The 25,675-nt window shown below is 29.7% G+C and carries 35 protein-coding genes and 1 other annotated feature; of the genes, 33 read left to right on the plus strand and 2 right to left on the minus strand.

Annotated features, from left to right (window positions below; genetic code table 11):
- The first annotated feature begins 87 nt into the window (after positions 1-87).
- The 5 genes from B5D11_RS02085 to B5D11_RS02105 all read left to right on the plus strand — a co-directional run bounded on the left by B5D11_RS02085 (position 88) and on the right by B5D11_RS02105 (position 4,134).
- Complete coding sequence (locus B5D11_RS02085) at positions 88-1,056, plus strand: methionine ABC transporter ATP-binding protein (protein WP_078681397.1); 969 nt, start codon at positions 88-90, stop codon at positions 1,054-1,056.
- Positions 1,046-1,702, plus strand: coding sequence for a methionine ABC transporter permease (locus tag B5D11_RS02090; RefSeq protein ID WP_078681398.1), 657 nt, complete (start codon positions 1,046-1,048; stop codon positions 1,700-1,702). The genes B5D11_RS02085 and B5D11_RS02090 overlap by 11 nt, the downstream gene beginning before the upstream one ends.
- Positions 1,703-1,733: 31 nt before the next feature.
- Positions 1,734-2,582, plus strand: a complete 849-nt coding sequence (locus tag B5D11_RS02095) for a MetQ/NlpA family ABC transporter substrate-binding protein (protein WP_078681399.1) — start codon at positions 1,734-1,736, stop codon at positions 2,580-2,582.
- 126 nt (positions 2,583-2,708) lie between these two features.
- Positions 2,709-3,437: an HAD-IB family hydrolase gene (locus B5D11_RS02100; protein ID WP_078681400.1), complete on the plus strand. Its 729-nt coding sequence runs from the start codon at positions 2,709-2,711 to the stop codon at positions 3,435-3,437.
- Between the two features lie 16 nt (positions 3,438-3,453).
- A complete protein-coding gene (locus tag B5D11_RS02105; protein WP_078681401.1) occupies positions 3,454-4,134 on the plus strand; it encodes a ribonuclease H-like domain-containing protein in 681 nt (226 codons plus the stop codon).
- Positions 4,135-4,375: 241 nt separating this feature from the next.
- Here B5D11_RS02105 and proS read toward each other — a convergent pair whose 3' ends face one another.
- Positions 4,376-5,818 (minus strand): proline--tRNA ligase, encoded by a 1,443-nt coding sequence (gene proS, locus B5D11_RS02110; RefSeq protein ID WP_078681402.1) that lies wholly within the window; start codon positions 5,816-5,818, stop codon positions 4,376-4,378.
- Between the two features lie 48 nt (positions 5,819-5,866).
- Positions 5,867-6,072 (minus strand) — a binding site (T-box leader).
- A gap of 162 nt (positions 6,073-6,234) precedes the next feature.
- Between proS and B5D11_RS02115 the strand changes: the two genes are divergently transcribed.
- From B5D11_RS02115 to B5D11_RS02140, 8 genes are all read left to right on the plus strand, one after another.
- Positions 6,235-7,155, plus strand: coding sequence for an acyl-CoA dehydratase activase-related protein (locus tag B5D11_RS02115; protein WP_078681403.1), 921 nt, complete (start codon positions 6,235-6,237; stop codon positions 7,153-7,155).
- Complete coding sequence (locus B5D11_RS02120; RefSeq protein ID WP_078681404.1) at positions 7,127-8,224, plus strand: 2-hydroxyglutaryl-CoA dehydratase; 1,098 nt, start codon at positions 7,127-7,129, stop codon at positions 8,222-8,224. The genes B5D11_RS02115 and B5D11_RS02120 overlap by 29 nt, the downstream gene beginning before the upstream one ends.
- Positions 8,205-9,170, plus strand: a complete 966-nt coding sequence (locus tag B5D11_RS02125; RefSeq protein WP_078681405.1) for an acyl-CoA dehydratase activase — start codon at positions 8,205-8,207, stop codon at positions 9,168-9,170. The genes B5D11_RS02120 and B5D11_RS02125 overlap by 20 nt, the downstream gene beginning before the upstream one ends.
- A gap of 87 nt (positions 9,171-9,257) precedes the next feature.
- Positions 9,258-9,389 carry a CPC_1213 family protein gene (locus B5D11_RS12910; RefSeq protein WP_127836419.1) on the plus strand — a complete coding sequence of 44 codons (132 nt, stop codon included), beginning with the start codon at positions 9,258-9,260 and terminating at the stop codon, positions 9,387-9,389.
- Between the two features lie 18 nt (positions 9,390-9,407).
- On the plus strand, positions 9,408-9,533 hold the full coding sequence (locus tag B5D11_RS12915; protein WP_265936966.1) for a hypothetical protein: 126 nt from the start codon (positions 9,408-9,410) through the stop codon (positions 9,531-9,533).
- 15 nt (positions 9,534-9,548) lie between these two features.
- Positions 9,549-9,683 carry a hypothetical protein gene (locus B5D11_RS12920; protein WP_265936965.1) on the plus strand — a complete coding sequence of 45 codons (135 nt, stop codon included), beginning with the start codon at positions 9,549-9,551 and terminating at the stop codon, positions 9,681-9,683.
- Positions 9,684-10,172: 489 nt separating this feature from the next.
- Positions 10,173-10,385, plus strand: a complete 213-nt coding sequence (locus B5D11_RS02135; RefSeq protein ID WP_078681406.1) for a hypothetical protein — start codon at positions 10,173-10,175, stop codon at positions 10,383-10,385.
- 1 nt (position 10,386) lies between these two features.
- Positions 10,387-11,394: a tyrosine-type recombinase/integrase gene (locus B5D11_RS02140; protein ID WP_180376938.1), complete on the plus strand. Its 1,008-nt coding sequence runs from the start codon at positions 10,387-10,389 to the stop codon at positions 11,392-11,394.
- A 23-nt stretch (positions 11,395-11,417) separates the two neighbouring features.
- On the opposite strand, the gene B5D11_RS02145 is transcribed toward B5D11_RS02140, so the two are convergent.
- Positions 11,418-11,978, minus strand: a complete 561-nt coding sequence (locus B5D11_RS02145) for a recombinase family protein (RefSeq protein ID WP_078681408.1) — start codon at positions 11,976-11,978, stop codon at positions 11,418-11,420.
- 657 nt (positions 11,979-12,635) lie between these two features.
- Here B5D11_RS02145 and B5D11_RS12610 point away from each other — a divergent pair.
- The 20 genes from B5D11_RS12610 to B5D11_RS02240 all read left to right on the plus strand — a co-directional run bounded on the left by B5D11_RS12610 (position 12,636) and on the right by B5D11_RS02240 (position 25,628).
- On the plus strand, positions 12,636-12,812 hold the full coding sequence (locus tag B5D11_RS12610; protein WP_180376939.1) for a hypothetical protein: 177 nt from the start codon (positions 12,636-12,638) through the stop codon (positions 12,810-12,812).
- A gap of 172 nt (positions 12,813-12,984) precedes the next feature.
- Entirely contained in the window at positions 12,985-13,818 is an 834-nt protein-coding gene (locus B5D11_RS02150; protein ID WP_078681409.1) for a hypothetical protein, read from the plus strand.
- A 119-nt stretch (positions 13,819-13,937) separates the two neighbouring features.
- Positions 13,938-14,582, plus strand: a complete 645-nt coding sequence (locus B5D11_RS02155; protein ID WP_078681410.1) for a hypothetical protein — start codon at positions 13,938-13,940, stop codon at positions 14,580-14,582.
- Between the two features lie 233 nt (positions 14,583-14,815).
- Positions 14,816-15,103 (plus strand): RNA polymerase sigma factor, encoded by a 288-nt coding sequence (locus B5D11_RS02160; protein WP_078681411.1) that lies wholly within the window; start codon positions 14,816-14,818, stop codon positions 15,101-15,103.
- On the plus strand, positions 15,100-15,390 hold the full coding sequence (locus tag B5D11_RS02165; protein WP_078681412.1) for a sigma factor-like helix-turn-helix DNA-binding protein: 291 nt from the start codon (positions 15,100-15,102) through the stop codon (positions 15,388-15,390). The genes B5D11_RS02160 and B5D11_RS02165 overlap by 4 nt, the downstream gene beginning before the upstream one ends.
- Positions 15,391-15,501: 111 nt before the next feature.
- Positions 15,502-15,756, plus strand: a complete 255-nt coding sequence (locus B5D11_RS02170; protein ID WP_078681413.1) for a hypothetical protein — start codon at positions 15,502-15,504, stop codon at positions 15,754-15,756.
- A gap of 292 nt (positions 15,757-16,048) precedes the next feature.
- A complete protein-coding gene (locus B5D11_RS02175; RefSeq protein WP_078681414.1) occupies positions 16,049-16,663 on the plus strand; it encodes a Clr5 domain-containing protein in 615 nt (204 codons plus the stop codon).
- Positions 16,653-17,003 carry a hypothetical protein gene (locus B5D11_RS02180; RefSeq protein ID WP_078681415.1) on the plus strand — a complete coding sequence of 117 codons (351 nt, stop codon included), beginning with the start codon at positions 16,653-16,655 and terminating at the stop codon, positions 17,001-17,003. The genes B5D11_RS02175 and B5D11_RS02180 overlap by 11 nt, the downstream gene beginning before the upstream one ends.
- Positions 17,004-17,043: 40 nt before the next feature.
- Complete coding sequence (locus B5D11_RS02185) at positions 17,044-18,447, plus strand: phage terminase large subunit family protein (RefSeq protein ID WP_180376940.1); 1,404 nt, start codon at positions 17,044-17,046, stop codon at positions 18,445-18,447.
- A gap of 277 nt (positions 18,448-18,724) precedes the next feature.
- On the plus strand, positions 18,725-19,201 hold the full coding sequence (locus B5D11_RS02190) for a crossover junction endodeoxyribonuclease RuvC (protein ID WP_078681417.1): 477 nt from the start codon (positions 18,725-18,727) through the stop codon (positions 19,199-19,201).
- A gap of 1 nt (position 19,202) precedes the next feature.
- Positions 19,203-20,564 carry a hypothetical protein gene (locus B5D11_RS02195; RefSeq protein ID WP_078681418.1) on the plus strand — a complete coding sequence of 454 codons (1,362 nt, stop codon included), beginning with the start codon at positions 19,203-19,205 and terminating at the stop codon, positions 20,562-20,564.
- A gap of 99 nt (positions 20,565-20,663) precedes the next feature.
- Positions 20,664-21,482, plus strand: a complete 819-nt coding sequence (locus B5D11_RS02200) for a hypothetical protein (protein WP_078681419.1) — start codon at positions 20,664-20,666, stop codon at positions 21,480-21,482.
- 264 nt (positions 21,483-21,746) lie between these two features.
- Positions 21,747-22,202 (plus strand): hypothetical protein, encoded by a 456-nt coding sequence (locus B5D11_RS02205; protein WP_078681420.1) that lies wholly within the window; start codon positions 21,747-21,749, stop codon positions 22,200-22,202.
- A gap of 28 nt (positions 22,203-22,230) precedes the next feature.
- Positions 22,231-23,079: an SU10 major capsid protein gene (locus B5D11_RS02210; protein WP_078681421.1), complete on the plus strand. Its 849-nt coding sequence runs from the start codon at positions 22,231-22,233 to the stop codon at positions 23,077-23,079.
- Positions 23,080-23,259: 180 nt separating this feature from the next.
- Positions 23,260-23,559, plus strand: coding sequence for a hypothetical protein (locus B5D11_RS02215; protein ID WP_078681422.1), 300 nt, complete (start codon positions 23,260-23,262; stop codon positions 23,557-23,559).
- The gene (locus B5D11_RS02220) at positions 23,560-23,907 is read left to right on the plus strand and encodes a hypothetical protein (protein ID WP_078681423.1); all 348 of its coding nucleotides are present in this window, start codon (positions 23,560-23,562) and stop codon (positions 23,905-23,907) included.
- A 3-nt stretch (positions 23,908-23,910) separates the two neighbouring features.
- Positions 23,911-24,261, plus strand: a complete 351-nt coding sequence (locus B5D11_RS02225) for an HK97-gp10 family putative phage morphogenesis protein (protein ID WP_078681424.1) — start codon at positions 23,911-23,913, stop codon at positions 24,259-24,261.
- 15 nt (positions 24,262-24,276) lie between these two features.
- Positions 24,277-24,660, plus strand: a complete 384-nt coding sequence (locus B5D11_RS02230; RefSeq protein WP_078681425.1) for a hypothetical protein — start codon at positions 24,277-24,279, stop codon at positions 24,658-24,660.
- An 81-nt stretch (positions 24,661-24,741) separates the two neighbouring features.
- A complete protein-coding gene (locus B5D11_RS02235; RefSeq protein ID WP_078681426.1) occupies positions 24,742-25,260 on the plus strand; it encodes a hypothetical protein in 519 nt (172 codons plus the stop codon).
- 26 nt (positions 25,261-25,286) lie between these two features.
- Positions 25,287-25,628, plus strand: a complete 342-nt coding sequence (locus tag B5D11_RS02240) for a hypothetical protein (RefSeq protein ID WP_078681427.1) — start codon at positions 25,287-25,289, stop codon at positions 25,626-25,628.
- Positions 25,629-25,675: the final 47 nt, after the last annotated feature.

Genomic DNA, 25,675 nt, shown 5'->3' on the forward strand with positions numbered 1-25,675 from the left:
TAAGGGATATAATGCTGACCCGAGGTTCCCTCGGGTTTTTTTATTTTAATTTTAAAAAGTTAGTACATATGAAATGGAGGAAAATGGATGATAAATGTATATAAAGTTTCTAAAAGTTTTGCAAATACAAAAGTTTTAAAATCAATAAGTTTGAGCGTTAATCAAGGAGAAATATTCGGAATAGTAGGACATAGCGGTGCAGGAAAATCAACTCTTTTAAGATGTTTAAATGGTCTTGAAAGTTATGATGAAGGAAGTATTACTGTTATGGGGAAAGAAGTAAAAAACTTAACTTCATCAAAACTTAGAGAACATAGAAAAGAGCTTGGAATGATATTCCAAAATTTTAATCTTTTAAATAGATCTAATGTTTATGATAATGTTGCACTTCCGCTTAAAATTTGGGGAGTAGAAAAAAATGAAATAGAAGAAAAAGTAAAAAATCTACTCAATTTGGTTGGGCTTTATGATAAAATGGAAAGCTATCCTAGAGAATTAAGTGGAGGACAAAAGCAAAGAGTTGCTATTGCAAGAGCTCTTTCTTTAGAGCCTAAAATACTTTTGTGTGATGAAGCTACATCTGCTTTAGATCCTAAAACTACTAAATCTATATTACAGCTTTTAAAAGATATAAATAAAAAACTTAATATAACTATTGTTATAGTAACACATCAAATGGAAGTTGTAAAAGAAGTTTGTGATAGGGTAGCACTTATGGAAGGAGGCGAAATTAAGGCAATAGGAAAAGTAGATGAACTGTTTTTAAAACCTAGTGATGAATTAAAGGACTTAATGGGAGAAGAAGAAGTATTGCCTAAAAAAGGATCAAATATAAAAATATTTTTCCCAAAAGAATTAAGTGAAAGAACTATTATAACCTCCATGGCAAGAGAACTAAATATCGATTTTTCTATAGTTTGGGGCAAACTTGAAAAATTTAAAGAAGATGTATTAGGAAGTCTTGTTATAAATACAGATGATAAATACGAAGATAGAATATTCGAATATTTAAAAAAACATGAAATCAGCTGGGAGGTCATAAAAAATGACAATTAAAGAATTAATTTTAGAAATACTTTTAAGAGGTCTTGGTGAAACACTCTATATGGTAATTATATCAACTTTGCTTGCTGTAATTATAGGATTTATACCAGCTATAATATTAGTTATTACTGATGATAAAGGATTAAGTCCTAATAAAGCTGTATATAAAATATTAGATTTAATAATAAATTTATTAAGATCTTTTCCATTTGTTATACTTATGATAGCTGTAATTCCATTAACAAGATTTTTAGTTGGAACATCTATAGGAATAAATGCAGCAATTGTACCATTAACTATAGGTGCGGCGCCTTTTGCAGCAAGGGTTATAGAATCTGCTTTAAAAGAAGTAGATCCAGGAATAATTGAAGCTGCAAAATCTATTGGAGCAAATAATTTTCAAATAATATTTAAAGTAATGTTAAAAGAAGCACTCCCATCTATAATTTTAGGAATAACTTTAACAGTTATAAGTGTTATTGGTTATTCTGCCATGGCTGGAACTATTGGAGCAGGTGGCCTTGGAGATATAGCATATAAATATGGATATTTAAGGTTTAAAACCGATATAATGATTTATACAATTATTATACTTATAATAGTTGTACAAGTATTTCAAAGCTTAGGCAATTATGCTTATAAAAAATTATCTAAATAAAAATAAATTAATAAAATTAGGAGGTTTTTATATGAAAAAAATATTAAGTATTATTTTATCAGCACTATTAATATCTGGATTATCAGGATGTTCTACGCAAAAGGATACATCTAAAGAAACTAAAGTAGAAGATAAAAAAGTAATAAAAGTTGGTGCAACTGCAGTACCTCATAAAGAAATATTAGAAGGTGCTGTTAAACCATTATTAGAAAAACAAGGATATAAGCTTGAAATAATAGAATATACAGATTATGTTCTTCCAAATACTGCTCTTGCTGATGGAGAACTAGATGCAAACTATTTCCAACATGAACCTTATCTAAACAATATGATTAAAGAGAAAAATTTAGATTTAACATATACAGTTAAAGTACATTTAGAACCAATAGCTTTGTATTCAAAGAAAATAAAAAGTTTAGATGAATTAAAAGATGGAGCTGTTATAGCTGTTCCTAATGACTCAACAAATGAAGCTAGAGCTTTAAGACTTCTTGAATCACAAGGATTATTTAAACTTAAAGAAGGAGAATTAGTTACAAAGCTTGATATAGATAAAGCTTCAAATACTAAAAATATTCAAATAAAAGAAGTTGATGCAGCACAAATTCCAAGAAGTCTTGTTGACTTTGATGCCGCTGTTATTAATTCTAACTATGCAATGTCCTCAGGATTAACTCCAAATACTGATTCTATTGTAAATTCTGAAGGAAAGCATATAATAGAATCTACAAAGGATAATCCATATAATAATATACTTGCAGTAAGAAAAGAAGATAAAGACAAGCCATATATTCAAGCTTTATCTAAAGCTCTTACTTCACCAGAAGTTAAAAAATTTATAGAAGATAAATATAAAGGCAGTGTTATTCCTGCATTTTAGAAAGTAGACTTTACTGTCTACTTTTTTATTTTATATATAAATTGGGTATACTTATTGTATAAAAATAATAGCATTATATTAACTTTTATAATATTATATTAATAAAGGGTATAATGGAGGATTAATATGAATAAAAATATTGGAGCATTTTTTGATATTGATGGTACCTTATATAGGGAAGGGCTTATTGCGGAAATATTTAAAAAACTAGTAAAATATGAAATAATAGAGGAAAAAAGATGGTATAATGAAGTAAGACCAGAATATCAAAAATATGATAAAAGACAAGGTAATTATGATAATTATCTATTAAAAATGGCAGATATATACATTGAAGCAATAAAAGGTCTTCATAAATCTCAGGTAGAATTTATAGCTAAAAATGTAGTAAAGCAAAAAGGAGATAGAGTATATACTTTTACTAGAGATAGAATTAAGTGGCATAAAGAGCAAGGACATATGCTTATAACTATATCAGGAAGTCCTATAGAACTTGTAAAAGAGATGGCACTTAAATATGGTTTTGATGATTATAAAGGAGCTTTATATAAGCTTGACGAAAATAATATGTATACAGGTGAAGTTGTACCTATGTGGGATAGTAGAAGTAAGAAAAAAGCTATAATGGAGTTTATGGACAAATATAATATAGACCTTGAAAAAAGCTATGCTTATGGAGATACAGCAGGGGATTTTTCTATGTTTGAGCTTGTAGGGTTTCCAATTTGTGTAAATCCTACAAAAGAACTTGTTAAAAAGGTAAAAGAACACGAGGAAATTAGTAAAAAAGCTATAATTGTAGTAGAAAGGAAAGATATGATTTATAAATTAACTCCAGATTTAATTCAGTTTTAGAAAAGAGTGGTTATTGGTGATTACTAGAGAAAATAAAATATATATTGATAAATTTGATTGTGAATTTTCATTAAACTTTAATAATAAGAAAGATTTATATAAAGATGCTTTATTTTTTGATTTAGAACATTATGTGTATAAAAAACCTATATGTATTGGAGTTTTTGGCTGCTCTTATTATGATGAAAATGGAAAAACATTAAATGTAACACAATATATGATAGAAAACAACAATGATTCTTATGATATATTAATTTTAGCTAAAAATTATTTTAATAATATGATTAAAAACTATAATAAAAAATATATTGTTACATTTTCTGGAAATAATGATTTTACTGTTATAAATTATTTATTTCAAAAATATAAATTTAATTTTAAAGTGGAAGATTATTTTATAAGTATAGATTTACAAAAGGAGTATGAAAAAGCTAAAAAAACTTCAATAGGTCTTAAAACACTTGAAAAAAATTTTGAAATAATAAGATCTAGTGAACTTATAAGCGGAGCTAATTTAGCTAAAACTTTTAATAAAATTATAAAAGATAAAGATTATATAAATAGAATGCCTGAAAAAAAGAAGGAAAAAATATTACTTTATAATCAGCAAGATGTGGTAAGTCTTTTTCAAATATATATTAATTGGGATAAATTTATTATGTGTGAAAAAGAAAATAACAAAGTTATAGAAGATTAAATTATGTATTTTAATAAAAATAAATATTTATGCAATTATATAAAAATGGATAGAACAACCTTTAGTAAATAAAGATAGAATTGAATTTAGGCTAAATGCTGTTGAAGAACTTTCTAAAAATATGGATCTTCAATTAGATTTATAAGTTAAAACCATGCACAAAAAAGATTTTTATGCATGGTTTTAACTTATTTAATTTATTTAAAGCATTTATGTATTTTTTAACATATATTAATTTAAATTAATATGCCTTTCCCCAATAAACCAATTTTTTAGCAGGCTTTTTACAACATACACATGTATCATCTATATGTTCCTGCTCAAAAGGAATGCATCTTGAAGTAGCAGAAGTTTCCTCTTTAATTTTATCTTCACAAGCTCTATCTCCGCACCACATAGCTTTAATAAATCCTGAATTTTTATCTAAAATATTTTTAAACTCTTCTAAATTAGTAGCTGTATTTGTTTTTGATTTTTGAGATTCTTTTGCTTTTTCAAAAAGGGATTTTTGAATATCTTCAAGTACTACAGGAATTTTAGTTTCTAATTCGTCAAGAGAAATAATTATTTTTTCTCTATTATCTCTTCTTACTAAAACTACTTGATTATTTTCTATATCCTTTGGACCAATTTCAATACGAAGAGGAATTCCTTTCATTTCATATTCACTAAATTTCCAGCCAGGCATTTTATCACTATCATCCATTTTAACTCTTGCAATTTTAGAAAGTCTGTTTTTAAGTTCGTTAGCTTTATCTAAAACACCAGGTTTGTGCATAGCTATAGGAACTATTATTATTTGAGTTGGAGCAATCTTTGGAGGTAAAACAAGACCGCTATCATCTCCATGAACCATTATAATAGCACCTATAAGTCGCGTGGTTATTCCCCAAGAAGTTTGATGAACATATTGAAGTTTTCCATTTTTATCAGTGTATTGAATATTAAAAGCTTTTGCAAAACCATTACCAAAATTGTGTGATGTACCACATTGAAGAGCCTTACCATCATGCATTAAACTTTCTATAGTATAAGTAGCTTCTGCACCAGCAAATTTTTCTTTATCAGTCTTTTGTCCTTTAATTACAGGTATAGCTAAATATTCTTCACAAAATTTGGCATAAATATTTAACATTTTAATAGTTTCTTCTTGAGCTTCTTCTGCTGTAGCATGAGCAGTATGACCTTCTTGCCATAAAAATTCTAATGTACGAAGAAATGGTCTTGTAGTTTTTTCCCATCTTACAACTGAACACCATTGATTATATAATTTTGGCAAGTCTTTGTAAGATTCTATTATTTTTGAATAATGATCACAAAATAATGTTTCAGAAGTTGGACGAACACAAAGCCTTTCTGTTAACTCTTGATTTCCTCCATGTGTTACCCAAGCAACTTCAGGAGCAAAACCTTCTACATGATCAGCTTCTTTTTGAAGAAGCGATTCTGGGATAAACATTGGCATATATACATTTTCATGGCCAGTTTCTTTAAACATAGAATCCAAAGTTTTTTGTATATTTTCCCATATAGCATAACCATAAGGACGTATAACCATACATCCTCTGACACTTGCATAATCTACAAGTTCTGCTTTTTTTACTACATCTGTATACCATTTAGCAAAATCTTCATCCATAGAAGTTATTGCTTCAACTAACTTTTTTCCATTTTCTTTAGCCATAGTTATATTCTCCTTCCTAAATTTTTAAAAATAAAAGCCTTCAATCCCAAAAGGGACCGAGGCTGTATCGGCGGTACCACCCTAATTGATGTAAAAACATCCAACTTAAATTCTATAACGGTAGAATCCGCTGCAATTTTTATATATTGCAGAACTCTAAGGCGGGTTCAAAATATAGCTTTAGAAGTCTCACACCATATAACTTCCTCTCTGTAAAAGCCTTTATTTTTACTATTCCTCTTCATAGTTTAATTATATAATTATATACCAAAAATATCATAAAGCAAAAGATATATCCTGTCAATAATAATTTGTAAACTAAATTTTTATAATATACAAATATTTTATTTATATCGGTATATTATTTGGAAATATGGAAACATTTAATAAATATAGAAATTATTTTGGAGGTAGTTATGAGAGTTGGTATACCAAAAGGTCTTTTATATTGTAAATATTATCCTTTTTTTTATAGTTTTTTTAAGAGTTTAGATGCAGAAATTATAACATCAGATGATACAAATAAAAATATTTTAAATGAAGGAGTTAAATATTGTGTAGATGAAGCCTGCCTTCCTATTAAAATTTTTCACGGTCATGTAGCTGAACTTAAAGATAAATGTGATATTTTATTAATACCACGTATAATGCAAATTAGAGAAGGCGAATATATATGTCCTAAGTTTTGCGGACTACCCGAGATGGTAATAAACAGTATATCTAATTTACCTAAAATAATTGATACCCCTATATATGCTTTTAACAAAGAGGAATTATTTAATTTTGCTAAAAAAGCTGGAAAAATGATTACAAAAGATAATAATAAAATAAAAAAAGCTTATGAATATGCTTTAAAAATTCAAAATGACTTTAAAATAGGAATTAAAGATGAAGGTTATGATATTAATGTAGCTTTATTAGGCCATCCATATAATGTATATGACGATTTTATAAATATGAATGTAGTAAAGAAACTTAATAGATTAGGTATAGGAGTTATTACTGAAGAAAATATAGAAAATCAATTTATAGATAAAGAAATAAAAAAGTTATATAAAAAGCCATTTTGGACTTTTGCAAGAAATTCATATGGTGTTGCTTCATATTTATCTAAAAATAACAAAATTAATGGAATAGTATATATATCTTCTTTTGCATGTGGAATAGATTCAGTTATTTTAGAGCTTATAAAAGATAGAATAGGTGCGTTTCCAATGTTAGTTTTAAAAGTAGATGAACATACTGGAGAAGCAGGAGTTGATACTAGATTAGAAGCTTATAAAGATATGCTTGAAAGGAGAATTCAATATGAAAATTACATTTCCACACTTGGGTAACGTATATATTGCAGCAAAATCATTATTTGATGATTTAGGCATAGATTATGTCATTCCACCTATGAGTAATAAAAAGGCTCTTGAAATAGGATCTTATTACTCACCAGAAGAGATTTGTCTTCCTTTTAAAATTATGATAGGCAATTACATACAAAGTATAGAAATGGGAGCAGACACTATAATAATAACAGGAAGCTGTGGTCCTTGCAGATTTGGAGAATATTGTGAAATGCAGATTAATTTATTAAAAAAATTGGGTTATGATTTAGATTTTATTGTTATAGATTCTCCTAAAGATATAGGATTAAAAGAGCTTTTAAATAGGATAAATAAAATAGGAGAAATTAGTAAAAAATCTAAATCAGAAAAATTAAAAGCTTTATATAATGCATATAAAATTATAAATTTAATAGATGAAATAGAAGATAAAGCCCATTATCTAGCAGGTTATGAATTAAATAGAGGGGAATGTAAAAAAATTTTAAACAATTGTAAAAAAGATGCATTAAACTCTAAAAACAGTTTAGATACTTTGTTAATATTAAAAAAATATAAAGCTAAATTAGATAAGATAAATATAGACAAAAATAAAAATCCAATAAAAGTAGCTATAATTGGAGAGATATATACTATCATAGAACCTTTTTCTAATTTATATATTGAAGATAAATTAATGGATTATGGAGTATGCAGCAAAAGAAGATTATCACCAAGCTGGTGGTTAAAAGATACAATTCTTAAACCACTTAAAATTAATTCATTAAATATAAAAAAAGCAAGCAGGGAATATTTAAGTTTAGGCATTGGAGGGCATGCACAAGAATGTATAGGTGAAGCTGTACTTTCTAAAAAAGATAATTTTCATGGAGCAATTCAAATATTCCCTGTAGGATGTATGCCGGAAATTGTATCAAAAGCAATTTTACCAAGTATATCAAAAAATGAAGATTTTCCTATAATGACTTTAGTAGTAGATGAAATGACAGGTGAAGCTGGGTTTGATACAAGAATTGAAGCTTTTTTAGATTTACTTGAAAGGAGAAAAGATAATGTATTATTTGGGAGTTGATGTTGGTTCCGTTAGTACGGATTTAGTAGTTTTAGATGAAAATATGAATGTAGTAGAAAAAATTTATTTAAAAACAAAAGGTAGACCAATTAATGCTATACAGGAAGGATTTAAAATTTTGAAAAATAAATTTAGTGATAAGGATATATTAGGAGTTGGTACTACTGGAAGTGGAAGACATATTTGTTCATCTCTTATTGGTGGAGATGCAGTTAAAAACGAAATAACTGCTCATGCAGTAGCAGCACTTTCTATGGATAAAGATGTAAAAACTATAATTGAAATTGGAGGACAAGACTCAAAAATTATAATACTAAATAATGGAGTAGTTACTGATTTTGCTATGAATACAGTATGTGCAGCAGGAACAGGTTCTTTTTTAGACAGGCAAGCTGAAAGATTGGATATACCTATAGAACATTTTGGTGAATATGCGCTTATGTCACAAAATCCTGTTAGAATTGCAGGCAGATGTGCAGTGTTTGCGGAATCTGATATGATACATAAACAACAGCTTGGATATAATGCATCAGATATAATAAGAGGATTGTGTGAAGCATTAGTAAGAAATTATTTAAATAATGTTGGAAAAGGTAAAGATATAAAAGAAAAAGTATTTTTTCAAGGAGGAGTTGCAGCTAATAAAGGTATGAAAGCTGCTTTTGAGTCAAATTTAGGTTTTGAAGTAATTGTACCTAAACATTATAACATGATGGGAGCAATAGGTGCAGCTATAATTGCTAAAGATGCTGTATATAAAAAAGGGAGATCTAATTTTAGAGGATTTAATATTGCAGATAGAGATTTTAAGACTATAAGTTTTGAATGTGAATTTTGCCCTAATAGGTGCGAGGTAGCTGAAATTAAAGAAGATAATTTTACTATTGGATGTTTTGGAGATAGATGCGGGAGATACTCTTCTAAAACAGAGAACTTAGGAGCTTAAAATATATAGTTTTATTAAAATGTAATAATTTATTAAGAATAAAAGCTTTTTTACTGGAAAATCTAATAAATGAAAGGGGAGTTAAATATGCAAAATAAAATGAAAGTTACTTTTAATAATAAAAAAGAAGACGGGAGATTTAAAAAGAAAAATATAAAACATGATCCTCAAGCTGAAAGTTCTAGAGCAGTATTTGATGATCCAGGGAAAAAACATTAAATAAAGAGGTGAATAATCATGACACATAGGGAAACTAAAAAATCCACTAAGAAGGAAAATAAAAAGCCATCGAAACCAGAGCTTATTCATGAAGATGAAATGAAAAAGCATAAAACACAAGGATTAATTAATGGAATAGAATAAAGAGGTGTATATACTATGACTAATAAGAAAAACAGTAAAGCAAATAATAAAGAAAACAAGAAAAATGAATTAGATAGACCAAAGGGAAGACTTAACAATAAAAAAAATCCATCTACATTTGAAGATTTTAATGGGAAGCCTATAATATAAAATAAAGGAGAGTTTAAAATTGACTAAAGAAAAAAATAAGCATAAAGCAAAGAATAAAGAACCCAATAGAGTTGATATTAGAGAAGAAAAAGAAGAAAAAGGACCACGCAGAAGAACACTTAATGAAACTTATTAAATATTATAAAATAAAGACTAGCATCGCTAGTCTTTATTTTATAATATTTATGGTGCCGATGGTGGGATTTGAACCCACATGGTTTCCCGCTCGATTTTGAGTCGAGTGCGTCTGCCGTTCCGCAGAAAAGTAAGGAAAATAGAGGTTTTGATTATCTGCTGTTTGTGTTTTCCATTAAAAACTTCGGCAGACCATCGTAATTTTAAATAGCACACATCAGACTAATATTAAAAGAAAAGACAGAATAAATTTTGATAAAAATAAGAAAAGGAAGGAGGAAAGTTTTGATTAATAATTAGGATTTTTTTGGGGCAGGGAAAATCTGGTGTAAATAGAGAAAAAGGAGAAAAATTATGGAAAAATTAAAAGAACTATTTATAACGAAGAAAGATTTAGGAGATGACTTTGTTTACGCTATTTCTGCAAATGAGATTTTGCAAGAGATAGTATCCACTGCCCAAAACATTAATGATGCTGCCGATTTCGGAGTTAATGTCGCTTCTGTATTAGAGAGATATGGTTTGATAGACAAAGCTGTATACGAGATAATTGCAGGAGAGATATAATTTGAAGAAAATAATTAGTGATTTAAAAGATGAAAAAATCAGTAGTAGCAAGGTAGGACAAGATTGGGGACTAGCTATTGAGAGTTTTCTTAATCATTGTAGAGCTAAAAATCTACGCCCCAGAACCATTGAGTGGTATCAAGAACATATAGAACTATATTTCTACAGGGATTTTGTAGTAAATGCGAAAATAGAATCCCCAGACGATTTTAATACAGAAGACTTACAGAGATATATAGTATATATGCACAATAGGAAATTACAAATAAGTAGTGCTAATATAAGATTACGAGCAATTCGTACCTTTTTTAATTATCTGAAAGATATGGGATATATTGAAGGAAAGGTAAAAGTAAAACTACTCAAACAAGACAAGACTATAATCAAGACCTTTACCGCAGAGCAGGTAGCAAAACTTGTAGCAAAGCCAAAAAACATAAACGAATTAAGTTTTGCACAGTATCGGGATTATGTAATGATTAACTTTCTTTTAGGGACAGGCGTAAGACTTGCAACCTTCAGGGCTATAAAAATCGAAGATATAGATTTTATAAATAATGAAATAAGGCTTAACCATACTAAAAACAGGGAGCAGTATATAATACCTTTATCATTAAGTTTAGGAAAAATATTACAAGAATATCTTAAAATAAGAGGTGGAGAACCGCAAGACTCTCTTTTTTGCAATTCTTATGGTGAACCACTAAAAAAAAGGACTATCCAGGACCGCATTAAATTCTACTGCCAAGAAAGACTTGGAAAAGAAGCGTTATCGTATAGATGCAGTCCGCATGATTTTAGGCATACTTTTGCGGTTATGTTTGTTAGGAATGGTGGTGACTTGCTTACTCTGCAAAAGCTATTAGGACATAATACACTAGAAATGACTAGACGCTACGTTAATCTACTAAATGATGATATAAAATCAAAATTTGCGGAATTTAGTCCGCTGGATAGTGTAATTAGTTTTAAGCAGACAGGTAGAAAGGCTATTAGAGTAAAAAAATAGCTACAAAATATTAGTGCAGAGGATTATAATGTCCTCTGCTTATCTATGTAACGATATAGAGTTGGTTTACTTATATTTGTCATTTCCGTTATTTCTTTTATAGTGTATTGTTTACTATTATATAATTTAATCGCTCTTTCAATGTCTTTGTCGGATTTTTTTGGTCTACCGCCTTTTTTACCTCTTGCTCTTGCACTCTTTAGCCCTTCTTTAGTCCTCTCACTTATAAGGTCTCTTTCAAATTGGCTCAATCCTGCCATAATCGTAAACATCAGCTTTCCTTGTGCTGTTGTAGTATCTAGCCAACTTTCTTTTAGACTTTTTATATTTATTCCTCTATTTCCAAGTTCCTCTACCAAAGATATTAAGTCCTTTGTACTCCTGCTTATTCTTGTAAGGTCTGTAATTATTATTGTGTCCCCTTCTCTAGCATAATCTAAAAGTTTTGTTAGTTCTGGTCTATCCTTTTTAGTTCCTGTAATTTTTTCTTTATATATTTTTTCAGCTCCAGCTTCTTTTAACTGGTCTAATTGTCTATTTAAATTCTGGTTATCCGTGCTTACTCTTGCATATCCAAATATCATCTAACATCGCCTCCTATGATTATATAGTATCAAAAACGTTGCATGGCGCCAATTATGAATCTTTGTTTTTGAGACGAGTTTTGATACTACTTTTATATTTATTTTCCGTGGTTTTATATGTAATAAAAAAAGTCTTGTAAACGGTCGTTTTTAAGACTATGTAATTTAATATAATGAGAACAAAAAGAGTTTTTAAAAAACTACTTATAACTAAATAAAGGAGTAAAAGAGTTTTAGTAACTATTCTTAACGGAGCAGATTGTGTTGTTAAGCCACGCCCTCGACTGCAAGGTAATGCAACAAATGTTTTGGCGTTCGAAATAGTAATAAAAGACTCTTTTTTTTATATCACAGCACAAAGCAGTAATATTATTGTTTTTTTTTATCTCTTACACAATCTATTATCAGCAATCTCTTATTTTCTCTATCTACTTATTATAGTAGCTACTTTCTTTAAAACCGGACATTTTATTTAACAAAATAACATAAATATTTTAAAAAACTTTATAACAATATTCGACACTAATATGTCGAAAACTTTTTACTAAAATATTATAAAATCTTTGCAAAAAAACTTGAATTCTCAAAAAATCATTTATTAATATGTATACATAAGATAAATAAAGGATTTACAAGAAGAACGAAGGAGTTGGTTATATGTTAAATAATAAAAAATCTATATATCTTGACGATAGAGAAAAATTTGGAGGTAAAATAGCTTATGCGATATTCAATATGTTATTTCGTAAAAGAGCAAAAGCAAGGCAAGAAAAGGAAAATGAGTTATTACTAAATAATGTATGTAATAATAATTTTGTGGATTGGAACAAGTAGTAAAACTAGACTTTTATAATACAAATTTTGTAAAATATAAGCAAGTAAAGAAGTCGTCAAGAGAGAGGTATGATAACCTCTCTTTTTACATATAAAAAAAATCACTCCAAACATCAGATATGTACATAGCCGACATGACCAGTCGGTAGCTATAACAAAGGAGTGATGCAGAATGGATAGAAATTTAGATACAGACAAAATAGATAGTATTTTGGAGAGAATGGCTACTGGAATAACAGTAGAATACAAAAGCTGGGAACAAGTAAAAAAGGATTTGATAAAAATAAACAGAAGCAGTTATGCAGTAAAAAGATTAGTTGCATTTTTGTTAGCAGACTTAAAACACATAGTTAGTTATCCAATTTATGTGAAGGATGAAAATAAGCGAGGAAAGCAAAAGTATATGTATTGGTCTCTGGATGAAATGAATGATGTTGAGAATTGTATTGTATTTGCTCTATACAAAGTAGCAAAGCGTATAAGGGAGCAAGAAAAGAGCTATGTTGATTACTTTAATAAAGTAGGCATCTATAATAAAGATCTTAATAGCGTTAAGAAGATATTAGCAAAAATGATAAGAAATGCTGCAACAAATGATATTTATAAAACACTAAATATATCAAATAAATATGAGTATGATGATATTGGGCGCAAAATATACCAAAAGAAGGTGATATGTATGGATTACGAAGTATTAGCTGAAACGATAAATGGTAACAATAACGAAAGCTCCATAGAGCTTGCTTTAGAAAAAAAAGAACTCACTAAACTGATAAATAATACAATAGATAGTTTTTTAATAGACAAAGATAAGTTAGATACAACTATATTTTTAAATCACATCATGGCAGATGCGAAATATGACAAATATGAATTAGAAAAATTGACACAAGAAAGAATTGCAAGAATAAATAATGTAAACGCAAGGACTGTTAGGCGAAGAGAAGAAAAATTATTAAAAGAGTTTAGAGCAATTTGGAAAGAAAAAATAGAGCCTTATCTTTAATATAATAACCGCCATTCTTGGCGGACTACATATAACGGGATAACACTATCCCATACCTCCTCCCTACATAACCTCCCGGCAACAATAGCATGGGAAGGTAAAATTGGAGGTGGTGCGTAATGAAACAACAAAATAAAATATGTAATGATGATTTTGATAAGGATTTATACATGGCAAAAACGTATTGGGAGCCACAACTGGCACAAGAATTATTTAATAAATATGGCATTAATACTGATATAACACAAGGTAAGGTTAATTGGGACCTGGAATTAGATGGACAAGCTTTCGCAGAGCTTAAATGTCAAAAATTAAAAAACGTAGAGGGCGTATGGATTAAAGACAAATTTTACCAAAATGAGTTAATGGCTGCGGAGCTAACAGGTCTTACTGGGGATAAATTAGGACATTTTTTCCACATACCGGAAAAAGTTAAATATTATGTAATAGGACTTGTATCTAAATATGATGAAAAACACGTGGAATATTTTTATTGGTTTGACTGGCAGTTGTATAGACAAAATATAATAAACATACTTAAACACGAGTATGGTAGTAATTGGTACGAGCTTATATGTAATAATAAAATTTGGGCGGTAGAAAAGAAAAATTATAAGATAATAGAGCAGACACAACAAAACGGCGGTAAAAAATGGATACTGTGGTTGCATAATGTATGGGATTTGTATAGTATGGATATACAACAATGGGGACTACTAAAAAGTCATGTCAAAACACCACAAATTTTAAAAAATATCGCATAATTCTTCGCAGAAAAACTTGACATCTATGATTAAGATTTATTACTATATAATTGTAAATATTATTAAATATTAAATATTCTTCATCCCACTCCTTTTTTTTTGCGGAGGCTTGGTCACCTCCGTGTTACATACCATCCCCTTTTTAGACGGGCTTTATGCCCAATACATATATTTTTACATAGTTAGAGCTTATGCTCTTTTTATTTTTTTGTTTTTTTGTGGGAGGTGGGGCTATGTATAATAATAATTTAACTGATAAAGAAAAATGGGAATTAATCTTAAAACATAAAGCATTAATCTATAGAGAGATATATAGATATACAAAAAATGACGTTGATGATATATGGCAAGATGTCGCAATAGAGTTATTTAATAGATTGCAAAATAGTAATAATACTTATCTGCAAATAAGATATGCTGTGATTAATGCATTAAGAAAAATGAACAAAAATAGAGACAAAATTGTATATGTAGATGAGGAAATAATAGATTACTTAACGTTTGGCGGTGTTGCGGTATGAATGAGCAACAATACTATCAAAAACGGCTTATAATATATGTTTTAAGCTTATTAGACGATTTTTATGATGCTGCGATAATAGAAAAAAATACAGAAATTATTTTAGATAAGATAGATGTTGAAAATGCGATAAAAACATTAACATCTGCAGAAAAAAGTGTACTGTATAACTTATATGTAAGAGGATATACGGTGAGAGAAACAGCAAAAATCATGGATAAGAGCATTGGAACAGTAAGTAAATTAAGTAATAGTGCGTTAGATAAGATAGTTAATTATTGTATGTAAACTATGGATAAGATATATTTTATTAGGCGCTTTTATTCAAAAAGCCTCTCTTTCCTCGCCACCTTGAAAACTTGGTGGCATACATATCAAAACAAAAAGGAGTGATGCAGAATGTACAGACCTGGTTTTGAAATTTTAGATAAAAAAGACGATGAATTAGATATAATAACAGATTTTGGGGAAGAATTTAAAATCAAAATGCACAGAAATGTAAGTGAGATAACCGATATTTTTTGTCGTATTCGCAAAAAAGACAATAATATAGACATTTTTTTACCACAAAACAATGATAAATATTTAGTTTGCGAAATTTACGATAAATTAGTAACAGCACTAGAATGGGCTTATTATCATAATCGTATGTAATACTACACCGCTCCTGCGGTGTTTTTTATTGCAAAGATAGTAATTATATTTGTACTAAATGTAGACAAGTGGTAAAAGTAGACTTTTGGTAAATATCTACAAGTGCAAAAAAGACTACAAATATAAAGCACCGCTGACGGTGCTAATATACATAACGGACAACAACAAATATTTATCCGTCAAAAATAGTTAAAGAGGCTCGAAAGCCTCTTCTTTTTTTTACAACAGATAGTAAAGCAGAAAACAACTTTAGATAAACAACTAATTCAGCCAAGAAAAGGGGGCGATGTCTATGGATAAGACAGCAGATAAAAAAGCAGAAAAGAAAAGAGAAAGATGTAAGACTTGCTCTTGCGAATATAGGGCAGAAATAGAGGAAATGTATCTAAAACAAGGTAAATCCGCTCCGTTTATAGCTAAATACTTGAAGGAGCAATATGGATATGTGATAACAGCACAATCATTATTGAGACATTTCAGAATTTGTTTAAGGAAAGCAGAAAAAAAAGAGCAGAAAGATAAGCAGAGTGAAAAATTAAGACAAGAGGTATTACAGAAAAAGATACAGATAGCGGATATGGTGTATGAGATTATAAGCTATTTATATGTAATAAATATAAATTTCCATAAAAAGGTAATGGAAAAGATGAAGGTTAGCGGTAGAACAGAAAGTGATATTATCCGTAACTACACTGGGGAATTAAGAGAATACTTAAAACTTTATAAAGATTTAATAGCGGATAATGGAAAAAGTACAAAAGTTAATGAGACACAAATAATCGCTGCATATGAAGAATATAGGAAAAAGAATGCAGAAATTATAAATAAGATTGAAACATATGAAGTAACGGAAGAAGAGCAGAATGATGTAGAAGTAAAAGAAGGTGGTGATAACTATGAAAAATAATATTAAGAAATTTTGTTTTGAAAATGATGATACATTAATTGCATACAACGACTTTTACGGTTTACCATCCGATAAAAAATTAATATTAATAACAGATAATTGGGATTATGAAACTAAATTAAATATTTTTGGGCTATTAGTAAGAGCGTTGATTGGTACAGTTGTATATCTAAATTTAGACGGCAGATTAATACTTTTGCACGAAAAGCGTGAGGTGGTAATAAGCGAAGAACAGATAATTGCACAGTATGAGGAATACAGAAAAAAGAATTTAGAGGTATTACAAAAAGTTAAAGAAGAATGGGAACAACAGATAAAAGAAGGTGAGGCTGATGAGTAAGACAGCAAAATACATTATTGCACAGCAACAAGCCCTCTCCATGAATTATATAATAGCAGATCCGCTCTTTTGGTTATCATTGATGGGGATTGAGCTTGAAGATTACCAGCTTGAGTTATTTTTAAATTTTAGCAGATATTATTCAAACAGATTAATAGTAAACAAAAGTAGACAAGTCGGCTTAAGCTGGCTTGTTTGTTTATATGCACTTATTATGTGTCACATACGTGGAGATGTAACCGCTATTTTTGTATCTTATAAACAATCCGACTCTGCAGATAAAATTAAGAGAATAAAGGATTTATATAAATTAATTCCGGAAGCGTTTAGGCAGAAAATTGTAGTAGATAATCGTACAAGCCTGCAATTTGAGAATGGCAGTGAGATTATTTCGCAAGGAAAAAACCATGTAAGAGGTTCAGATTCAAACCGCTTCCTTATTATGCTACTTGATGAATTTGCATTTTATGGCAGTTATGATGAACCAATATACACAAGTTTAAATGGGCTTTGGACAAGAGCTAAAGCTGGAAGCGGAATGTTTCTTATCTCTACTCCTTTTACAGAAAAAGGAAGGTTTTGGCAAGTTTGGAGGGACAGAAAGCAATATAGAAATTTTAGAAGATATAAAATTTGCTGGTGGAATTTTAGTGGATTAGTAAAAGAAGGATTAATGGAAGAGGCAAGAAGGATTGCTCCTATCCTTTCGACAGAACAAAGAGTTAAGAAATATGGAAATGAAAAATTATTGGATATATTTAAAGGAATGTCTTTACAGAGCTTTCAGCAAGAGTTTGAAGCTATGTTTTCCTCTTCTATTGGATGTTACTTTGGTAATGATATTGAAAAATACTTTGAAAATGATTATGAATACTGCGAGACATTTGAAGAAATAGCAGAAAAATATGGTGATTATCCTGTCTATGCAGGATATGACGTTGCTTCTGCAGAGGGGACAGACCGCTCCGCTCTATTTGTATTAGTGGATTATAATGGAGTTTTAATCCCGGTCTACAAAAAAGAGTTGAAGGCTAGATTTAAAGAGCAGAAAAGATTTTTAGAAGAGTTTTTAAGAACTGTAAATCCAGAAAAATTGATTATTGAAGAAAACGGAGTTGGAAATAATTTAGCAGAAGATTTAGAAGAAGAATTTGCAGGTGTGGTAGAAAGACATACGACAACGCAAAAAAGTAAGGCAGAAGACTTTGCAACTATTAAAACAATGCTGCAAAAAGAACAGTTTAAATTGGTAGAAGACCAAGATATTATATTACAAATGTCAAGTGTCCGTTTAAAACAAGCAAAAAATGGAAAAGCACAGATTGTAATAGAAAGAAGCGGAGATGGACATGGGGATGCTGTTATGGCTATGTCTCTTGCGGTTAGAGCCTATAAAAAAGCACAAGAAGGTAGTAGCTTCTGTGTTGGATTTGCAAGATATTAGTGTTAAAAAAGAGTAAAAGAGTTTTAAGACTACTTACAACGGAGCAGATTGTGTTGTTAAGCCATGCAATCTATTGTAAGGTAATCAACTAAATACTTTGCCGTTAGAAGTAGTAATAAGACTCTTTTTTAATATTACAGCATAAAGCAGTAATATTATTGTTTTTTCATCTCTTAATTACTCTCTCTACTTATTATAGCGCCTACTTTTTCAAAAACCGGACATTTTAATTGTAAACAATTTGTTAATAAAAATATTTTAAGGTGGTGGTGCAACTATGGATAAGACAACAATTGGTATAGATGTAGGCACTAACAATTTAGCGGTTAGTGTCTTTTATAATACAGATTTAAAATACTATAAGATATTGGAAAATAAAAAGAAACTCTCTGCTGGAGAAAAACTATTAAATATTGAAAAATTTTTGAAGGAAATATTTGAGAAAGAAAAACCTGATGCAATCTGTGTTGAAGGAACGTTCTGGAATCCACGAGAAGCAAGAGGCTACAGTTATGTAAGTATGGCTATAGGAATTATAACAATGACTGCCTGGGAAGTCTTACACATAGAACCTGTAAAATTACAGCCCTCTTCCGTTAAGAAAATTATAACGGGAAATGGGAGAGCTAAAAAGGAAGAGGTAGCAGATAAAATAAAAGAAAAATTTAATATAACAGATAATTTAGCAGACCACATAACCGATGCAATAGCAATCGGTTTTTCTTATGTCTTAAAACAAAGCGAGGTGGTGTAACATGATGGAACAAATTAATGAATTAATAAGTGTAAGCACAGATAAAAAAATAGATTATAATAAACAGTGGAATTATTACAGGAATAGCAATACTTTATACCTGCAAATGGATAATAAGAGATATAAATTAAGAAATTTCTATAATTTTGTAACCAAAACTGTAAATACAGATGTAGCTTTACTAATGAAAGGTATGAAAATAGTTGGAGATGATGTTAGGTATACAGAAATACTTAATGCAATATATAAAAGTTTTAGAAAAGATTTATTTGCAAGGTTTTTAGCCGTATATGGGAATAGCTACATTAAAATGGAGATAGATGAAGAAAAACAATTAATTAATCTTAAAGTGTTACAAAGCCAAAACACAGACTTTACGAAAGACGCAGATGGTAATATGCTACAAGTAACTTATAGTTATTTACAGAAAGATATAAAAGGCAATACCACAAGCATTAAAGAAGTATATACCTCTACAGTGATACAAAAATATGTAGATGATGAACTAATAGAAGAAAAAGAAAATAAATACGGATTTATACCGATTTACCACTTTATGTTTCAGGACATGGGGGAGAAGTTTGGCGCGAACACATTTGATGAAATAATTGACCAACAGGACTCCATGAACTCTTTTACAAATGTTATTAATCATGTTGGACTAATGTTAATGAATCCATATTTGCATATTGGTACTGGAGACAGTTTTACGGATAAACAAGTAGCACAAATGGCAGGACAGTATGCAAAGAATATTATGGATGGACTAAAAATAGTCGTAACAACAAGTAATGGTAAGGTAGATGTTGTTGGTGGTGGTTTAGAAAACGTAGAAGATGGGCTAGCTTTTTTAGACAGGATACAATCACAAATAGAACAGACTTTACCAGAGCTACTTTTAGGGAAAATTGCAGACAAAAATCTGTCTGGTAAAGCCCTTGCAACAATCTTAACAGATTTAATAAATAAAATAACTTGTGCAAGGGAAAACATACAGCGCGGATTAAATATGGTTAATAGTGATATATATAAGGTATTAGTAAGCTGGGGAAAGATACCTGCAACAACGGAAAATTTTACAGAGATTAAATTCGCAGAAGTGATTGATTTTTCAAGGGCAGATGTTATCGAAGAAGTAAGACAAGAGCTAGAAATGGGCTTGATAACAGAAGATATGGCAAGACAGATGCTTGGAATAGAATGGAGTGGAATGGAAAATAAAACAGAAACAAAAGAAACTACTCCTAACGGAGAAACATCTAATACCGCCTCTTCTAAAACTATGGATAAGACAGCAGAGAAAAAAGGCTTTGTGAAGAAAATAGTAGATAAAGTGAAGAGTGTTTTTGGAGCGGATAAATAACCGCTCCTTTTTTACATAGTTTATTGAAACTAATTGATTGATTTTGTTAAAATAATTTATGTATTATAAGATTATATAAGAGGAAGAAGGAGATTTTTGATGGCAAAAGTAATTAATTTTAATAAACAACAAAAGAAACAGTCTACAAAACCAGATTGGATACCGGAAGGTATAAAGGCTAAAATACAGCCATATATTGAATATTTAAATAAGCCAAACAAAGTATTTTATAGCAAAAAAGGAGATAAGTGGACAGAAGAGGAAAATGAGCAATTTAAGAGGTTAGTATTTAAATATACTGTAGAGTGTTATAGTTGTACAGCCATGGCAGATGAAATAAAAAGATTTTTCCCCTGGAGAACCGCTAGCAGCATTCTTTCTAAAATATCTGATATAAGACAGAGTTGTTACGAAGAGCTTGAAAAATTTTATACTGTTATTAATTATGGCGGCGTTGTAGTTAGAGATGCACAGTTGCATTATAGTTCAATAACTGGGAAAATAGATTTTGGAAATTATATACATTATCGAATGTTACAACTGGCTGGTTTATTACCGGAGCCAAAATTATCTAAACAAGAAAATGGGGAAATAAAAGAAAAGATTGAAGAAGCAGATACATTAACACAAATTGCTGTTAATATTTTTAATATGAATAAAAAGAAAAGGATAAAAGATATAACAGAAAAAGAAGCAGAGGAACTATTATTAACAACATGTGTAGAGATACAGAGAATTACTAATGAATTAAATATAGATAAGATTACAACTAAAAATTTATTATATGTGGCTAAAAAACTAAATAATAGTCTTGGCGAGACAATAAGAGGTTTAGAGCCAATTTTTGCAGATAAAGAAAAAACAAAACAATGGAAAAGAGCGGAGAAATGGCGACAACAAAGGCGTAAAAACCTTTAAATACTACTCCGTTAATAATAGTACCGATAGGTGGTATTTTTTATACTTAATATAATACAATAAAAGTAGCAGAGTTTTTTGAGGAAGATTATTCGACTTCGTTCTTGCGGTCTAGTCGCTTTGCCGAGCAGCTAGGTCGTTTTTCTTTTTTTGCAAAAAAACACTATAAAAAATGAACAAAACCGCATCTAAAATTGTATATGTAGTTGAGAGAGATAAAGAACAGATTATTATTAAGATTGTATAAAACGAGGTGATGCCAAAATGGATTTAGAAAACAAAGATACAAATATAGAAAAAGATACAAAGGAAAATAAAACCTCTACAGAAGAGACTAAAATAGAAGATAAAAATGAAGAGGTTGTATCTATTAAGAAAGCTGATTTAGATGCTTTAATTGAGAAGGTATCCAAAATTGGCGAAATAGAAAAGATGCTTAAAAATGAACAGGAAGAAAAGAAACAACTAAAATTTGAAAATTTAAAGCAGAAACATAAATTAGATAATGATTTATGTGAGCTATTGAATATTACAGCAGATACAAAGGAAGAAGATATTGTAAAAAAGGTTACTAAATTTACAGAACTTGCTGGTGGACAGCAAAAGGATAATGCAGTATTTTTCAAAACTGATACTACAAAATCAACTACAGAAGATAAAATCCAGCAATTAATAAAGGAAGGCAAAATAACCGAAGCATTAGCTTTAAAATTATCATAAAAATATATAGCAAATGAGGTGGTAAACAATGGCAGATGTAATAAGAAACGAACGAATTATAACAGAATTTTTGCCTGTTATAGGCGGAAATTTAACAAGGACATTAGATATTGTTATTAAGAATGGCGTATTCCAAGCAAAAGATGTAATTGTTGTACAAGGAACGAGAGAAATTAATGCTCCAAGTGCGGCTACTGCTACAGAAGCAGACAGAATTGCAGATGGTAAAGCTAGGAAGAGTGTTAGAGGTACAGTAAGTAATACTTGCGAAATAATTACAAAGTATGTAAGCTTAACCGATACCGAAACAGCTCTCGAAAAAGTAAGACTTGCTAAAGAAATTGAGGATGCAGTGCTAGAATTAAAGCAGGATTTTAATTATCATTTATGGAATGGGACTAGAAAAGATATAGATCCAAGAGCTATGGATAGTATTTTAAGACAAATACCAACTGCAAATAAGATAAGTAAAGCAAAAGCTAATTTCGCAAAGCAAGATTTTGTTGATGCAGTTCTTAAAGCAAGTAAAGCAGGTATTGTAACAACTGTTTTTGGTGGATATGATACAGTATCCTATTTAGCAGATGTTGTAAAAGCAACTCAAACAAGTCAACAAAACTCCGATATGGTTAATTTAGATACTAATATCATAATCGTAAATGGACAAAAGTTGGAAATAGTTACAGATGAGGCTATCCCAGATAACACATTAGTTCTTGGAAATCCAAAATATTTAGAGTTCTACCTACTTAATCAATTAAGACAATTAGAATTAGCGAGAACTGGTAGAGTTGTGGATTACATGGTAGATATGGAAGCAACAGTTCTTTTAAGAAATCCAAAGAATTTTGTAAGCATAAACTTAACCACAGCCTAATTTTAAAGCGGGAGAAAACTCCCGCTTCTTTTATATACATAAATCGTAGTCGTTTTATAATCAATTCATAATCAATACATAATCAATACATAAGCAATAGACAGCACCAAAGGCATCACTCCCCACTCCCCTACTCTAGCTGTCTATTGTTTATTTTTATTTAAAGGCGGTGATGCAAAAATGACAGATATACAAAAAGTTAGATTGAATATAAGTGATAAAAATGCAGAGATATTCACAGACGATGAAATACAGAGCTTTTTAACCGATGAGGATAATAGCATAAATGGAGCTACAGCAAAAGCTTTGGAGATAATGGCATTACAGCCGGAAGGATTAGTAAAAAGCTATGCAAGAGGCGAAATATCTATGAGTAAGACTACTCTACTCGAACTTGCACAGTATTACCGTAAAAGACAAGCTGAAGAACAGCCTAAAGTTGCATTTTTTGTAGTTCCCCAGGAGATAGAGGTGATTTAGATGTTTAAGGATATGTATAACCTCTTCTTTGAAGATGAATTTAAGCAATTTGATATATATAGAAAAAATGTATCTACAAATAATGATTTGTATTTCGATGCAGAAAATGAAGTTAAAATCGGGACAATAGATGTGGACATACAAGAAAAAACAAAAACAGTAAATACAGAAGGAAAGCAAAATTCCGAAGCTGGAATTTATGTAATTAAATACACACTTGGATACGCCTCTCCTACTGCGAGTGTGAAGATTGGAGATGTGCTTAAAAATGTAGATGTAATCTACGAAGTAATTAACATTTTTGATAAAAAAGACTACCTTTTACTCTATCTAAAGGAGGTGGTTTAAGAGATGGATGTGAATGATGAATTAATAAGAAATTTAGAGAAATTAGCAGAAAATTTTATAGATAATTTAGCAGAAGAATTTGAGGAAATGAGAGATGATATGCAGGAGGAGGCAGAAGATAGAGTGCCTGTAGATACCGGAAATTTAAAAAACAGTATAGATTTTAAAGTTACAAGAGATGCAGATGAAATTGGAATAAATCTTAATACAGATAAATTAGAGGATTATTGGGATTGCGTAGAATTTGGTACAAGCAAACAAAGACCACAACCATATTTAAGACCTGCCATAGAAAAAGGTATGGAAGAATTACAAGATAGATTACAAAAGGCTTTTATAAAGAGCGTTAAATAATAGGAGGTGGTTAGGATGTTGCAGTATATAAAACCTCTCCTAGACACAGTGCAAAATATTTGTCCTAGTTTTAAACTAAAATACTGGGATACAGATACTAAAATAGTAGACAAGACTATAACTTACTATACAAAATTAAAAATATATGAAGGATATAATACAGACACTATTAAAGGTAGTGTTTATATAGACATTTGGGCTAAAAATATGCAAGATGTAGCAGATGCCGAAAACGAAATTTATCTTGCTTTAAGACGATGGCAATATACAAATACAACAAACATTATTATAGTAGATAACATTAGCTTTAGTGACTTTGGTAAAGAAGTTGATACGAAGCTATATAGAGTAAATGGACAAATAGAAATTAGGATACTATTTGCAACGGACAACAATTAATCGTGTTCCGTTAGTTATAGTACCGCTTCAAAGCGGTATTTTTTTTATCCAAAGAATTTAAAAAAAACGAGGTGATGTAAGATGGCAAAAGTAAAATTTGTTTATGCAGATATTAAAATTACAAAATACACTGGAAATATTACTACAGATATTACAAACGCTAAAAGCATTGGAATACTAGAAGGTGGATTAAAAATAGAAGGCGATGTAAAAGTTACAGATTTCAAACCGTACGGATTTTCCGGGAAGATTTTTGGAAGAGCCGAGATAGAAACAGTAAAAGTAACAAGTAAAATGGCAGAGCTAAATAAAGATAGTATAGCAAGTACAGGATTATTTACAAAAACCGGAGAAGCAGGAGCAGAAAAATACGTTTTAACAAATACTAACGAACAATATTTAATTATTGTGGAGGAAAAGATGAAAAACGGAAATGATGAAAAGTTAAGATATGTATTTTATCCATGCATTTTTAGTGGAAAATTGGAGTTAGATTATAACGATAAACAGTTAGAATTACCAATTGAATATACTGTTTATGCAGATGAGAATGACGCAGAAGGTAAACCAGGTATGTACTATGAAGACATACACGCTTAATATGTGAAACGAAGGAGTGATGCCACATGAAAAGATTAGTTATAACTGAAGATCAATATAGAAAACCTCTTCTTTCCTTAAATTTAGGTGGTAAGGAATATATAATTAAAGAGGTTTATGGAAAGTATGCAGACGAAATGTTTGATATAGCTGATAAAATACAAGAAACTAAAGAAGGAACAAAAGAGCAGATGCAGTTAATAAACGAAATGATGAATTTAGTATTATGCAAAGCTAATAATGTTCCTGAAGATGTTTACAATAAATTATCTTTTACAGTTAAAATGGAAATATTTGAAGCTATACAGGATAATGCAGAGGAAAGCAAAGAAGATTTAAAAAAAACAGAAACAGTAATAGAGAAATAAGCGGAAGAGAGGCATACCTTTCTTCCGTTCTGTTTTTGGTTAAGGTT

The organism is Clostridium sp. USBA 49, from assembly GCF_900167505.1.
GTDB classification, from domain to species: domain Bacteria; phylum Bacillota; class Clostridia; order Clostridiales; family Clostridiaceae; genus Clostridium_AT; species Clostridium_AT prolinivorans.

Excerpts from the sequence above, each read along its gene's own strand:
- B5D11_RS02085 (WP_078681397.1), top strand. The coding sequence starts at position 88 with ATGATAAATGTATATAAAGTTTCTAAAAGTTTTGCAAATACAAAAGTT.
- B5D11_RS02090 (WP_078681398.1), top strand. The coding sequence starts at position 1,046 with ATGACAATTAAAGAATTAATTTTAGAAATACTTTTAAGAGGTCTTGGT.
- B5D11_RS02095 (WP_078681399.1), top strand. The coding sequence starts at position 1,734 with ATGAAAAAAATATTAAGTATTATTTTATCAGCACTATTAATATCTGGA.
- B5D11_RS02100 (WP_078681400.1), top strand. The coding sequence starts at position 2,709 with ATGAATAAAAATATTGGAGCATTTTTTGATATTGATGGTACCTTATAT.
- proS (WP_078681402.1), bottom strand. The coding sequence starts at position 5,818 with ATGGCTAAAGAAAATGGAAAAAAGTTAGTTGAAGCAATAACTTCTATG.
- B5D11_RS02115 (WP_078681403.1), top strand. The coding sequence starts at position 6,235 with ATGAGAGTTGGTATACCAAAAGGTCTTTTATATTGTAAATATTATCCT.
- B5D11_RS02120 (WP_078681404.1), top strand. The coding sequence starts at position 7,127 with ATGAAAATTACATTTCCACACTTGGGTAACGTATATATTGCAGCAAAA.
- B5D11_RS02125 (WP_078681405.1), top strand. The coding sequence starts at position 8,205 with ATGTATTATTTGGGAGTTGATGTTGGTTCCGTTAGTACGGATTTAGTA.
- B5D11_RS12910 (WP_127836419.1), top strand. The coding sequence starts at position 9,258 with ATGCAAAATAAAATGAAAGTTACTTTTAATAATAAAAAAGAAGACGGG.
- B5D11_RS12915 (WP_265936966.1), top strand. The coding sequence starts at position 9,408 with ATGACACATAGGGAAACTAAAAAATCCACTAAGAAGGAAAATAAAAAG.
- B5D11_RS12920 (WP_265936965.1), top strand. The coding sequence starts at position 9,549 with ATGACTAATAAGAAAAACAGTAAAGCAAATAATAAAGAAAACAAGAAA.
- B5D11_RS02135 (WP_078681406.1), top strand. The coding sequence starts at position 10,173 with ATGGAAAAATTAAAAGAACTATTTATAACGAAGAAAGATTTAGGAGAT.
- B5D11_RS02145 (WP_078681408.1), bottom strand. The coding sequence starts at position 11,978 with ATGATATTTGGATATGCAAGAGTAAGCACGGATAACCAGAATTTAAAT.
- B5D11_RS12610 (WP_180376939.1), top strand. The coding sequence starts at position 12,636 with ATGTTAAATAATAAAAAATCTATATATCTTGACGATAGAGAAAAATTT.
- B5D11_RS02150 (WP_078681409.1), top strand. The coding sequence starts at position 12,985 with ATGGATAGAAATTTAGATACAGACAAAATAGATAGTATTTTGGAGAGA.
- B5D11_RS02155 (WP_078681410.1), top strand. The coding sequence starts at position 13,938 with ATGAAACAACAAAATAAAATATGTAATGATGATTTTGATAAGGATTTA.
- B5D11_RS02160 (WP_078681411.1), top strand. The coding sequence starts at position 14,816 with ATGTATAATAATAATTTAACTGATAAAGAAAAATGGGAATTAATCTTA.
- B5D11_RS02165 (WP_078681412.1), top strand. The coding sequence starts at position 15,100 with ATGAATGAGCAACAATACTATCAAAAACGGCTTATAATATATGTTTTA.
- B5D11_RS02170 (WP_078681413.1), top strand. The coding sequence starts at position 15,502 with ATGTACAGACCTGGTTTTGAAATTTTAGATAAAAAAGACGATGAATTA.
- B5D11_RS02175 (WP_078681414.1), top strand. The coding sequence starts at position 16,049 with ATGGATAAGACAGCAGATAAAAAAGCAGAAAAGAAAAGAGAAAGATGT.
- B5D11_RS02180 (WP_078681415.1), top strand. The coding sequence starts at position 16,653 with ATGAAAAATAATATTAAGAAATTTTGTTTTGAAAATGATGATACATTA.
- B5D11_RS02185 (WP_180376940.1), top strand. The coding sequence starts at position 17,044 with ATGAATTATATAATAGCAGATCCGCTCTTTTGGTTATCATTGATGGGG.
- B5D11_RS02190 (WP_078681417.1), top strand. The coding sequence starts at position 18,725 with ATGGATAAGACAACAATTGGTATAGATGTAGGCACTAACAATTTAGCG.
- B5D11_RS02195 (WP_078681418.1), top strand. The coding sequence starts at position 19,203 with ATGATGGAACAAATTAATGAATTAATAAGTGTAAGCACAGATAAAAAA.
- B5D11_RS02200 (WP_078681419.1), top strand. The coding sequence starts at position 20,664 with ATGGCAAAAGTAATTAATTTTAATAAACAACAAAAGAAACAGTCTACA.
- B5D11_RS02205 (WP_078681420.1), top strand. The coding sequence starts at position 21,747 with ATGGATTTAGAAAACAAAGATACAAATATAGAAAAAGATACAAAGGAA.
- B5D11_RS02210 (WP_078681421.1), top strand. The coding sequence starts at position 22,231 with ATGGCAGATGTAATAAGAAACGAACGAATTATAACAGAATTTTTGCCT.
- B5D11_RS02215 (WP_078681422.1), top strand. The coding sequence starts at position 23,260 with ATGACAGATATACAAAAAGTTAGATTGAATATAAGTGATAAAAATGCA.
- B5D11_RS02220 (WP_078681423.1), top strand. The coding sequence starts at position 23,560 with ATGTTTAAGGATATGTATAACCTCTTCTTTGAAGATGAATTTAAGCAA.
- B5D11_RS02225 (WP_078681424.1), top strand. The coding sequence starts at position 23,911 with ATGGATGTGAATGATGAATTAATAAGAAATTTAGAGAAATTAGCAGAA.
- B5D11_RS02230 (WP_078681425.1), top strand. The coding sequence starts at position 24,277 with ATGTTGCAGTATATAAAACCTCTCCTAGACACAGTGCAAAATATTTGT.
- B5D11_RS02235 (WP_078681426.1), top strand. The coding sequence starts at position 24,742 with ATGGCAAAAGTAAAATTTGTTTATGCAGATATTAAAATTACAAAATAC.
- B5D11_RS02240 (WP_078681427.1), top strand. The coding sequence starts at position 25,287 with ATGAAAAGATTAGTTATAACTGAAGATCAATATAGAAAACCTCTTCTT.